Source organism: Nonomuraea sp. NPDC003201 (assembly GCF_053590415.1).
Genome location: NZ_JBSFTC010000350.1, coordinates 1 through 10,655 on the forward strand (window position 1 = coordinate 1; position 10,655 = coordinate 10,655).

Sequence of the window (10,655 nt, forward strand, 5' to 3'; positions counted from 1 at the left end):
TTGAGAGTTGGTGAGTGGTGTTAAGAGGTGTGCTATTCGGATCTCCGGGCACGGCGAGGGGGTGGGCCGTGCGGTGGCCGGGCTGAAGGGGAGGGGTGGCGGGTCAGCGGCTGGTGCCGAGGCGGGTGGAGAGCCGGGTGGCGAGGCGGTCGAGGGAGAGGTTGATCAGGATGAAGATGGCCGCGATGAGGATGGCCGCCGGGATGGTGTTCTTGAAGTTGGCGGCGATCCCGTTCAACCCTCGGTTCACCAGCTCGTCGAAGCCCACGATGAGCCCCAGCGCCGAGTCCTTCAGCAGCACCACGAACTGGCTGACGATGGCGGGCATCATGGTCCGGAACGCCTGCGGCAGCAGGACGAGGCGCATCACCTGCCCCTTGCGCATGCCTATGGCGTAGGCCGCCTCGGACTGGCCGCGCGGCAGGCTCTGCACCCCGGCCCGGATGATCTCCGCGATCACCGAGCCGTTGTAGAGCGTGAGCCCGAAGACGACGGCGGCGAAGGCCGAGATGTTCACGCCGATCAGCATGTACGAGCCGAAGAAGGCGAAGAAGATCAGCAGCAGCAGCGGCACGGACCTGAAGAACTCCACCACCGCGGCCGCGGGCACCCGGATCCACCGGTGGTCCGACATCCGGGCGGTGGCGAAGACGAGGCCGAACAGGCCCGCCAGCACCACCCCCACCACGGCCGCGCCGATGGTCCCGGCCAGCCCCGGCAGGATGAAGGTGGCCCAGACGTCCCCGCGCAGCAGCGGTGTCCACTTGTCGGCCGCCCACTGGTCCTTGGCGTCGAAGCGCACGTAGACCACGTACGCCAGCCCCAGCAGCACGAGCGCGACGACCGCCGCCAGCAGCCGGTTGCGCCGGATCCCGCGCGGCCCGGGCCGCTCGTAAAGGTTCGCGTAGCTCATCGGGCCACCGCCATCCGCCGCGACAGCCAGCCGAACAGCAGCCCCATCGGCAGGCACAGCAGCACGAACCCGGCGGCGAAGCCGAGGAAGATCTCGAGGACCTGGTCTCCGTACGTCTCGATCATCTCCCGCATCCGCACGGACGCCTCACCCACGCCGACCACGAGCGCGATCGTGGTGTTCTTGGTCAGCGCGATCATGATGCTGCCCAGCGGCGCCACCACGGCGCGGAACGCCTGCGGCAGCGTGATCAGCCCGAGCGTCTTCGTGAAGCCCAGCCCGAGCGACCGGGCCGCCTCCGCCTGCCCGACCGGCACCGTGTTGAGCCCCGACCGCAGGGCCTCGCAGACGAACGCCGAGGTGTAGGCGGTCAGCCCGATGACGGCGAGCCAGAAGTTGTTGGTCGCGATGTCATCCGACAGCTCCACGCCGAGCTGCGCCCCGACGCCGAGGCCGGTGAACATCAGCACCAGCGTGAGCGGCGTGTTGCGCATCATGGTCACGTAGAAGTTGGCCGCGCCGCGCAGGGAGGCCAGCGGGGCCACCCGCATGCCGGTCAGCAGCGTCCCCAGCACGAGAGAGCCGAGCGCGCTGACCGCCGTCAGCCGTATCGTCATCCAGAACGCGGCGAAGATCGTGTCGCGTTCGAACAGCAGCGCTTCCATGGATCAGTAGCGCTCCAGCTGCGGGGCCTGCGGGAGGGTGAAGCCGGAGGCGCCGACGCTGGCCTGCAGCGCCTTCGTCCAGCTGCCGTCGGAGAACATCTTCTCCAGCGCGTCGTTGATCGCCTTGCGCCCGGCCGTGTCGTCCTTCTTCAGCCCGATGCCGTACTTCTCGGTGCTGAACGGCTGGCCGACCACCTTGAGCTTGCCGCCGTACTGGGCGGCGTAGCCGGCGAGGATGACATTGTCGGTGGTGAGCGCGTCGAGCTGGCCGCCGAGGACGCGGTCCACGCACGCCGAGTACGTCCGCTCCTCCTGCAGCTGCACCTCCTTGGAGTACTCCGCCTTGACCTTCTGCGCCGGGGTCGAGCCGGCGACCGAGCAGAGCTTCTTGCCGTTCAGCGTCTCGGGCCCGGTCAGCGCCGTGTCGTCGGCCCTGACCAGCAGGGCCTGCCCGGCCACGAAGTACGGCCCGGCGAAGGACACCTTCTGCTTCCTGGCGTCGGTGATGGAGTACGTGGCCACCACCATGTCCACCTGGCCCTGCTCGATGAACGCCTCGCGGTTGGCCGACACGGTCTCCTTGAACGTGACGTCCTTGGCCTCCACACCGAGCTGCTTGGCCACGTACTTGGCGACCTCGATGTCGAACCCGGCGAAGCTGCCGTCGGGCGTGCGCAACCCCAGCCCCGGCTGGTCGGCCTTCACGCCGACGACCAGCTTCTTGTCGTTCTTGGCCTTGTCGACGATCGAGGCGTTGCTGGCCTCGGCGCTGCCACAGGCGGTGGCGGTGGCGGCGAGCGCGACCACCGCGAAGGTCGCGTAAAGGGACCTGCCGAACATATGACGGCTCCTTAGTGAGTGAGGATCTTGGCGAGGAAGGACTGGGCGCGCTCGCTGTTCGGGGCTCCGAAGAACGCGTCGGGGGTGTTCTGCTCGACGATCTCGCCCTCGGCCATGAAGACGACCCGGTCGGCCGCGCGACGGGCGAAGCCCATCTCGTGGGTGACGACCACCATGGTCATGCCCTCGCGGGCCAGCGAGGTCATGACGTCGAGCACCTCGTTGACCATCTCCGGGTCGAGGGCCGAGGTGGGCTCGTCGAAGAGGATCGCCTTGGGGTCCATGGCCAGCGCGCGGGCGATGGCCACCCGCTGCTGCTGCCCGCCGGAGAGCTGGGCGGGGAACTTGGCGGCCTGACCGCCGATGCCGACCCGGTCGAGCAGTTCCTGGGCCCTGCGCACGGCCTCCGCCTTCGGCCGCTTCAGCACGTGGACCTGGCCGAGGACGACGTTGTCCAGGACGGTCTTGTGCGCGAAGAGGTTGAAGGACTGGAACACCATGCCCACCTCGGCGCGGAGTCTGGCCAGCGCTTTGCCCTCAGCGGGCAGCGGCGTACCGTCCAGGGTGATCGTGCCGGAGTCGATCGTCTCCAGACGGTTGATCGCCCGGCACAGAGTCGACTTCCCGGCGCCGGACGGGCCGATGATCACGACGACCTCGCCCTGCCTGACGTTCAGGTTGACGTCCCTGAGCACATGGTGGTCGCCGTAGCGCTTGTTGACCTGGTCCAGGACGATCAGGTCGGCCTCGGTCATGCGTCACGCTCCTTGTCTCGGTCAGCGATGGCGTAACCGTAGGAGCCGTATGTGTCACCGAAAGGCTTGTGCGCGTTCTGCTCAGTGATTGATCGATCTGAGTTCGATCAGGGCCGGTGGTCGCCGGGCCTGGAAGCGTCGGACGTCGCGCCGGAGACGCCGATGGTGTCCTTGTAGGCGCGGTCCCACTGCCCGTCGCGCAGCCAGCCCGCGATCAGGCCGTTGAGGTAGTCGCGGAAGGCGACGTCCTGCTTGGGCACGCCCATCCCGTACGGCTCGCGCCCGAACGGCTTGAGCACCAGCCGGAACTGGTCCGGATGCTGGTCGAGCAGGCCGAGCAGGATCGTGTCGTCGGTGCTGATCGCGTCGACCCGCCCGTTCGTGAGCGCGGGCACGCAGATGCTGTAGGCGTCGACGATCTCCAGGGTGGCGCCGGGCACCAGGGTGCGCAGCCGCTCGACGGACGTCGAGCCCGTGGCGGTGCACACGGTCTTGCCGTCCAGGTCCGACACGTCGTTGATGGTGGTGTCGGCGGTCCTGACGAGCAGGTCCTGCCCGGCGTAGTAGTACGGGTCGGTGAAGGCGACGAGCTGCGCGCGGGCCGGTGTGATCGAGTACGTGGCGATGACGAGGTCCACCACGTTCTGCGAGATGAAGTTCTCCCGCTCGCGCGAGACGGTCTCGACGAAGCGGATGTTGCGCTCGCTGCCGGTGAGGTCCTTCGCGATGAGCCTGGCGATCTCGGCGTCGAAGCCGGTGATCCGCCCGCTGGAGGGGTCCTTGTAGCCGAACATCGGCTGGTCGAACTTGGTGCCCACGACGAGGACGCCCCGGTCCCTGATCCGCGCCATCGTGGAGCCCTCGGGGAAGGGGTTGTCGCTCCCGCAGCCGGTGGCGGTGAGGCAGAGCAGGACGGCGAGCAGCGCCCTGAGCCCTCTCATCGCACTCGATAACGGTGCTGGGGGCGCCCGGTCGGCCCGTACTTCGGCCGGCCTTCGAGCAGCCCGCGATCGGCCAGATGCTCCAGGTAGCGGCGGGCGGTGGCGCGGCTGACGCCGATCATCCCGGCCAGCTCGTTCGCCGACACGTCCTCAGGGACGGCGGCCAGCGCGTCCAGCACGGCCTGCTCGGTCGCCGCCGAGATGCTCTTCGGCCGGGCGCCCTGGTCGAGGTGGAGCGTGCGGAAGATGCGGTCGATCTCCTGCTGCTCGGCGAACCGGTCGCCCGACTCCAGCTGCTCGGCCGTGGCCGCGTAGCGCAGCAACGTCTGCTCGAGCGTGCCCGCCCTGGTCGGCTTGACCAGGTAGTAGAGCGCGCCGCGCTGCATGGCCGCGCGCACCGTGGCCGACTCCTTGCGCCCGGAGATCACGATGATGTCGATGGGCGGCTGCTCGGGCCGGCGCAGCCGGTGCGCCACCTCCAGCCCCGGCAGGTCGGGCAGGTGCAGGTCCAGCAGCACCAGCCGGGGCGCGAAACGGCCGGCGGCGGCGAGCGCCGCCTGGCCGGTGTGCGCGATCCCGACCACCCTGAACCCGAGTACTCTGTTCACCTGCGCGTGCAGGGCCGCCGTGACGACCGGGTCGTCGTCCACGATGAGAACGGTGATGTCCCGTGGCTCAGGCACCGCCACTCCTCGTCCAGGTGCAGTTTTTACAAATCAGAGTGAGCTTAGGCAGGTTTTGTTACAAACGCTCAAGTTTTGCGCGTTCTGCTCACCATGATCCGCCGCCCATGCCCTCTTCCTTTTAATCTGTAGCCGAACCGACAGGGGGGAGGACGGACGCCGGTGAGATGGGTGCTCGCGGTGACTGCCCTGTGGACGCTGCTCGGCCTGCTGCCCCTGGCGCTGCTGACCTCCTCCAGTATCTCCCTGTCGGAGAACGCCGTGCGCGACGAGGTCGACGGCCGGGTCAGGATCACCGCCTCGGTGAGCCGGGTCGTGGTCGAGCAGCAGATGGGCTCCCTGGCGCAGCTCGTCACCACGTTCGCGCAGCGGCCCGGCGTGCGCGACACGGTGGAGCACGCGACCCCCGAGGCCATGCGTACGTATCTCGGAGAGCTCAAGGAGCTGCGCGACGGCATCAGCGGGCTGATCCTGGTCTCGTCGGAGGGCCGCATGCTCGGCGCGGAGCCGAAGACCGTGCTGCCCCAGGACCTCACCGCCACCGACTGGTACCGCGCCGTGCGCGACCGGCGGGCGGCCCACATCTCCCAGGCGTACACGCCCACGATGATCGACGTGTCCAGGGCGGTCGCGGTGGCCGCGCCGATCCCGAGCGCCGACGGCAAGCGCATGCTCGGCATCCTCGCCGTCGTCTACAGCCTGGACGCCATCCAGGAGTTCGCCAAGGAGGCCGCCGAGGCGCAGGACATCAGGCTGCTGATCACCGACCGGGCGGGCGTGCTCGTCGCCGACCCCGGCAGGAAGCTGCTCGCGCTCACCTCCCTGCGCGAGGACCCCCGGGTGGACGCCGCGCTCGCCGGGCGCACCTGGAACGGCCTGTTCAGCGGCGTCGACGGCACGGTGCTGTCGGCGTCCGAGCCGATCCCGGGCATCGGCTGGACGGTCACCGCCGAGGTGTCCGCCGCCGAGGCGCTGGCCTCGGCCGAGCGGCTCAGGACGAACGTCATGACCGTCGCGGCCCTGCTGGCCCTGCTCATCCTCATCGGCCTGGGCCTGCAGATCCACACCACGCGCGGCCGCCGCCGCGCGCAGGCCACGCTGGCCAGGTACGCGGCCGAGCTGGCCGCCGCCAGGGACGAGGCGGTCAGCGCCTCCAGCGCCAAGTCCGAGTTCCTGGCCAAGATCAGCCACGAGATCCGCACCCCGATCAACGGCGTGCTCGGCATGAACTCCCTGCTCATGAGCACCCGGCTGGACGACGAGCAGCGCCACTACTCGACCACGGCCCAGGAGTCGGCCCAGAACGTGCTGCGCCTGCTCGACGACTTCCTCGACCTGTCCAGGATCGAGGCGGGCCACCTCCAGGTCGACGCGGTGCCGTTCGACCTGCCGCGGTTGTGCGACGAGGTGGTCGCGCCGTTCGCGCCGCACGCGTACGAGCAGGGGCTCTGGCTCACGCTGCGGCTCGACGACGGCGTGCCCCGGCAGGTGACGGGCGATCCGGCGCGGCTGCGCCAGATCCTCACGAACCTGGTGGGCAACGCGCTGAAGTTCACCGTCCAGGGCGGGGTGGACCTGCACGTCACCCTTGAGGAGGGTGAGCCCGGCGACGCGCGGGCGGTGCTCAGGTTCGCGGTCGCCGACACCGGGATCGGGGTGGGGCCCGACGACCGGGAGCGGGTGTTCGGCGTCTTCCGGCAGGTCGACTCGCCGATCACGCGCAGGACCGGCGGCAGCGGCCTGGGGTTGGCCATCGGCCGGCAGCTCACCGAGCTCATGGGCGGGGAGATCGGGCTCGACAGCGTGGAGGGCGTGGGCAGCCGGTTCTGGGTGCGCCTGCCCGTTGACGTGCTGACCTGGTCGGAGCCGTCGGTCGAGGCCCTGCAGGGCAGGCGCGCGCTCGTCGCCGACCCGCGGCCCGAGGACCGCGCGCTGGCCGTGCGGTTCCTGGCGGGCGCCGGGCTCGACGTGGAGGAGACCGCGGACTCCGCCCTGGAGCTGCTGCGGGCCGCCGCGTCGGGCGGGCGGCCGTACGAGCTCGCGGTCGTCGCCCTCGACCTCGGCACCGACGCCGAGTCGACCGCGCACGTGATCCTCACGGACCCGCTGCTCCAGGCCACCAGCGTGGTCGTGGTCGTCACCCCCGGACGGTCGGGCTTCGCCTGGCCCGGCACCATGGGGGAGCGGGCCGTCCAGTCGATCACCCGGCCGCTGAGCCGCCGCCGCCTGCTGGCCGCCGTGGAGAACGCCCTGGTCACCGCCGAGTGCCCCGGCGAGCCGCGCGAAGGCGTGGAGCTCGCGGGCAGGGACGGCGGCGCGCGGATCCTGGTGGCGGAGGACGACGAGGTCAGCCGCCAGGTCGCGATGCTCGTGCTGCGCCAGGCCGGGCACGAGGTCGAGGTGGTGGACGACGGCGAGCAGGCCGTACGCGCCGTGCTGGCCGGGGGCTACGACCTGGTGTTCATGGACTGCCAGCTGCCCGTGCTCGACGGGCTGGCCGCGACCGAGGAGATCAGGCGGCGCGAGGACGCGCACACCCCGATCATCGCGATGACCGCGGCGGCGATGCCGGACGACCGGATCCGCTGCCTGGCGGCCGGGATGGACGACCACCTGGCCAAGCCGGTGGACTGGCCGCGCGTGCTCGCCAGCATCCCGGAGTGGGCCGCCTACTCCGGGCTCCCGCCCGAGCTGGTGGGGCTGTCGCCGGAGGCGCTCGCCGACGTGGCGGAGGCGTACCTGGCCACCGCGACGCGGACGTACGAGGAGCTGCGGCTGGCGGCGCGGACCGGCGACGTGGCGGAGGTGGCCGCGCTCGCCCACCGGCTCAAGGGCAGCTGCGCGACCGTCGGGGCGGCCCGCGAGGCCGAGCTGTGCCGGCGCGTCGAGGATCGGGCGCGTACGGGTGCCGTCGACGCCGAGCCGCTCGACGAGCTGGGCGAGCTGCTCAAGGTGACGCCGGCGTGGATGAACAACCCGTAGCCGCTTGTTAACATCTGAGAAATTTGTCAACGTTAGTGTCTCACTGTTACTAGTCGTGTTCGTTTGTAGTGATTGGAGGGTTGATGGCTGATTCGTCTGGTGAGCCGAGTCCAACGACCACCCCCAGCCCGACGTCCTCCCCGACGCCGACCCCGTCCCCGACGGGCACCCCATCGCCGACCGGCACCCCCTCTCCGACCGGCACCCCGACTCCCACGCCCACGGGGTCGCCGAGCCCGACCCCGTCCCCGACGGGCACCCCGAAGCCGACCCCGACTCCGTCGGGCACGCCCAGCCCCAGGCCGACCCCCACCCCCACCTGGTCGCCCGTTCCGACGCCCACCTGGTCGGTCATCCCCCCGGTGCAGGAGCCCTCCCCGCGCCCGACCCCGACCCAGGAGCCGGTCCAGCCCCCGAACGCCCCCAGCGGCGGCCTGGAGATCCACTGGACCTCGATCCGCCGCCTGGCCAAGCTCTTCGACAAGACCGGCGACGACGTCGTGGCGCTGCACCGCGGCTCCACCTCGCTGGCCACCACCTCCGATCTGGTCGGCGGCGACGACGACGGGCGCGCGTTCGCCGAGTGGTACAGCGACGGCTACGACTCGCTCACCGAGGCGATGCAGGGCATCGCCGACAAGAACTTCAGCTCGGCGGGGAACTTCCGCGACTTCGAGAAGTTCTGGGACTTCCTGGAGCAGCAGATCATCAGCACGCTGCCCAAGATCCCCGACCTTCCCGCGCCGCCGATCCCGCAGGCCCCGCCGCGCAAGGAAGGCGCCTGATGTTCGACCCCTTCCAGGCGCTGGCCTGGTTCGCCGACGTGCACGTGCCGGTGGCCGACGTGAGCAACCTGCGGGACCGTGCCAAGGCGCTGCGCGCGCTGGCCGAGTCCATCGGGAAGGTCGCGCACAAGACCGACGCCGGCGTCGCCGAGGCGCGCAAGGCGAACGACAGCCGCATCGTGGACCGCTTCGCCGACGTGTGGCCGAAGGAGCTCGCCCCCCGCTACGCCGCGCTCCAGGAGGAGCTGCTGGACCTGGCGGCAGGCTGCGAGGAGTACGCCGACGCCGTCGAGGAGCACCGCGAGCAGCTCCGGATCATCGGCACGTACCTGGCCGCCATGGCCTTCACGATGATGTTCGGCTTCGTCTACCCCGCGGCCAGGGTCGCGGCGGAGAAGGCGTTCAGGTGGCTGGTGTCCAGGGCCAAGCTGGAGCGCACGATCTTCCAGAAGATCACCAGGATGATCCTGGAGGCGCGGATGGGCAAGCGCCGCGTCGGCAACTACTTCGTCCGCGAAGGGCTCGACGCGCTGGCCGACTCCGTGCTGTGGACCGTGCTCAAGACCGGCGTGCACGCGGGCAGCTCGGCCGCCACGGGACAGCCGATGGGCAACCTCTGGGAGTACGCGGGCAAGCACTTCGCCGCCGAGATGGCCTACAACGGCGGCATCAAGGCGCTGAGCGACGTGCGCAGGTTCTTCCCCGCCACGAAGGTCACCGAGACGCTGCTGGGCTCGGACCCCGCGGGCAAGTTCTTCCGCCGCACGCTCTCGGCCGCCACCATCTACCCCCTGGTCGCCGGCGGGGCGATGTCGGAGCAGGGCGCGCTCCGCTCGGCGCTGGCGCACGCGCCCAGGGCCTTCATCTTCAAGCGTTGAGTGAGTGAGGAACACCGATGACGACACCCCGTACCGGAGACCCGGAGCTCGACCGCGCGCTGGCCGAGATGGCGGCGCGGACGGCCGAGCTCGAAGAGGTGAGCCGCCTGCTGGAGGAGACCCGGGGGCGCGGCGAGAGCGCCGGCGGGCAGGTCGTCGTGGAGCTCAAGCCCACCGGCTCGCTGGCCGGGCTGCGCATCGACCCGCGGGCGATGCGGCTGGGCTCGCAGGCGCTGGCGGACGCCATCGTGGAGGCGTTCCGGCGGGCCGAGGACGACGTGGCCGCACAGTCGTACGACCTGGCGAAGACGGTCTTCGGCACCTGACCGCCGCGCGGTTGGCGCACTATGGGGTGAATGGGAAGCTTGGTGCCGTGCGTGTGATGTTGCTCGGCCCGTTCGAGGTGCGTGACGGGGAGGGGCGCCGGGTCGAGATCTCCGGTGCCAGGTTGTGCGCGCTGGTGGCCAGGCTCGCGCTGGAGCCGGGCCGGGTCGTGCCGTTCGACGTGCTCACCGCCGCCATCTGGGGCGAGCGCCCGCCGGCCGGCAGCGCCAACGCCCTGCAGTCGCTGGTCTCCCGCCTGCGCCGTACGCTGCCGGAGGCCGGCGCGCTGGTGTCGGTGCCGGGCGGCTACCGGCTGGAGGCCGACACCGACGCGGGCGAGTTCGACCGGCTCACCGCCCGGGCCAGGCAGCACGGCGACCCGGCGGTCAGGGCCGAGCTCCTGAAGCAGGCCCTGACCCTGTGGCGGGGGCCCGCGCTGGGCGAGGTGGCGGCGGCCCCGTTCGCGCTGGGGTACGCCACGCGCCTGGAGGAGGCCCGCCTGACGGCCGTCGAGGACCGCGCGGAGGCCGAGCTGGCCCTGCTCACCCGGCTGCTCACCCGGCCGGAACCGCGAGAACCGCCAGGAGGGCTGGCGGCGCTGGCGAGCGAGCTCGGCGAGCTGGCCGCCCGCCACCCCCTGCGCGAGCGCCTGCACGCCCTGCGCGTCCAGGCGCTGCACGCCGACGGCCGGCGGGCCGAGGCGCTGGCCGCCTACGAGGAGTGCCGCCGCCACCTGGCCGACCAGCTCGGCGCCGACCCCGGCGCCGAGCTGCGCGAGATCCACCTGGCCGTGCTGCGCTCCGAGCCGCCCCGCCCGCCGCGGACCAACCTGCGCGCGCCGCTGAGCAGCTTCGTCGGCCGCGACGCCGAGCTGGCCCGCGTCCGCCGG

At 71.1% G+C, this 10,655-nt stretch carries 12 protein-coding genes; 5 read left to right on the forward strand and 7 right to left on the reverse strand.

Annotated features, from left to right (window positions below; translation table 11 throughout):
* Positions 1-103: 103 nt before the first annotated feature.
* The 6 genes from ACWDX9_RS53365 to ACWDX9_RS53390 all read right to left on the reverse strand — a co-directional run bounded on the left by ACWDX9_RS53365 (position 104) and on the right by ACWDX9_RS53390 (position 4,797).
* Entirely contained in the window at positions 104-913 is an 810-nt protein-coding gene (locus tag ACWDX9_RS53365; RefSeq protein WP_449969762.1) for an amino acid ABC transporter permease, read from the reverse strand.
* The gene (locus ACWDX9_RS53370; RefSeq protein WP_449969764.1) at positions 910-1,578 is read right to left on the reverse strand and encodes an amino acid ABC transporter permease; all 669 of its coding nucleotides are present in this window, start codon (positions 1,576-1,578) and stop codon (positions 910-912) included. The genes ACWDX9_RS53365 and ACWDX9_RS53370 overlap by 4 nt, the downstream gene beginning before the upstream one ends.
* 3 nt (positions 1,579-1,581) lie before the next feature.
* Entirely contained in the window at positions 1,582-2,418 is an 837-nt protein-coding gene (locus ACWDX9_RS53375) for a glutamate ABC transporter substrate-binding protein (protein ID WP_350727809.1), read from the reverse strand.
* A gap of 11 nt (positions 2,419-2,429) precedes the next feature.
* Complete coding sequence (locus ACWDX9_RS53380) at positions 2,430-3,173, reverse strand: amino acid ABC transporter ATP-binding protein (RefSeq protein WP_350727810.1); 744 nt, start codon at positions 3,171-3,173, stop codon at positions 2,430-2,432.
* 107 nt (positions 3,174-3,280) lie between these two features.
* Positions 3,281-4,114, reverse strand: coding sequence for a glutamate ABC transporter substrate-binding protein (locus ACWDX9_RS53385; RefSeq protein WP_449969767.1), 834 nt, complete (start codon positions 4,112-4,114; stop codon positions 3,281-3,283).
* Positions 4,111-4,797 (reverse strand): response regulator, encoded by a 687-nt coding sequence (locus ACWDX9_RS53390; RefSeq protein ID WP_350727812.1) that lies wholly within the window; start codon positions 4,795-4,797, stop codon positions 4,111-4,113. The genes ACWDX9_RS53385 and ACWDX9_RS53390 overlap by 4 nt, the downstream gene beginning before the upstream one ends.
* Positions 4,798-4,959: 162 nt before the next feature.
* On the opposite strand from ACWDX9_RS53390, the gene ACWDX9_RS53395 reads away from it, so the two are divergent.
* Positions 4,960-7,779 (forward strand): response regulator, encoded by a 2,820-nt coding sequence (locus ACWDX9_RS53395; RefSeq protein ID WP_449969769.1) that lies wholly within the window; start codon positions 4,960-4,962, stop codon positions 7,777-7,779.
* A 49-nt stretch (positions 7,780-7,828) separates the two neighbouring features.
* On the opposite strand, the gene ACWDX9_RS53400 is transcribed toward ACWDX9_RS53395, so the two are convergent.
* Positions 7,829-8,134, reverse strand: coding sequence for a hypothetical protein (locus ACWDX9_RS53400; protein WP_449969772.1), 306 nt, complete (start codon positions 8,132-8,134; stop codon positions 7,829-7,831).
* A 7-nt stretch (positions 8,135-8,141) separates the two neighbouring features.
* On the opposite strand from ACWDX9_RS53400, the gene ACWDX9_RS53405 reads away from it, so the two are divergent.
* From ACWDX9_RS53405 to ACWDX9_RS53420, 4 genes are all read left to right on the forward strand, one after another.
* Complete coding sequence (locus ACWDX9_RS53405; protein WP_397366812.1) at positions 8,142-8,564, forward strand: hypothetical protein; 423 nt, start codon at positions 8,142-8,144, stop codon at positions 8,562-8,564.
* Complete coding sequence (locus ACWDX9_RS53410; protein ID WP_350727816.1) at positions 8,564-9,442, forward strand: WXG100-like domain-containing protein; 879 nt, start codon at positions 8,564-8,566, stop codon at positions 9,440-9,442. The genes ACWDX9_RS53405 and ACWDX9_RS53410 overlap by 1 nt, the downstream gene beginning before the upstream one ends.
* 17 nt (positions 9,443-9,459) lie before the next feature.
* Entirely contained in the window at positions 9,460-9,768 is a 309-nt protein-coding gene (locus ACWDX9_RS53415; protein ID WP_449969776.1) for a YbaB/EbfC family nucleoid-associated protein, read from the forward strand.
* Positions 9,769-9,824: 56 nt separating this feature from the next.
* Positions 9,825-10,655 (forward strand): AfsR/SARP family transcriptional regulator (locus ACWDX9_RS53420; protein ID WP_449969779.1); only part of this gene is annotated, 831 nt, incomplete at its 3' end.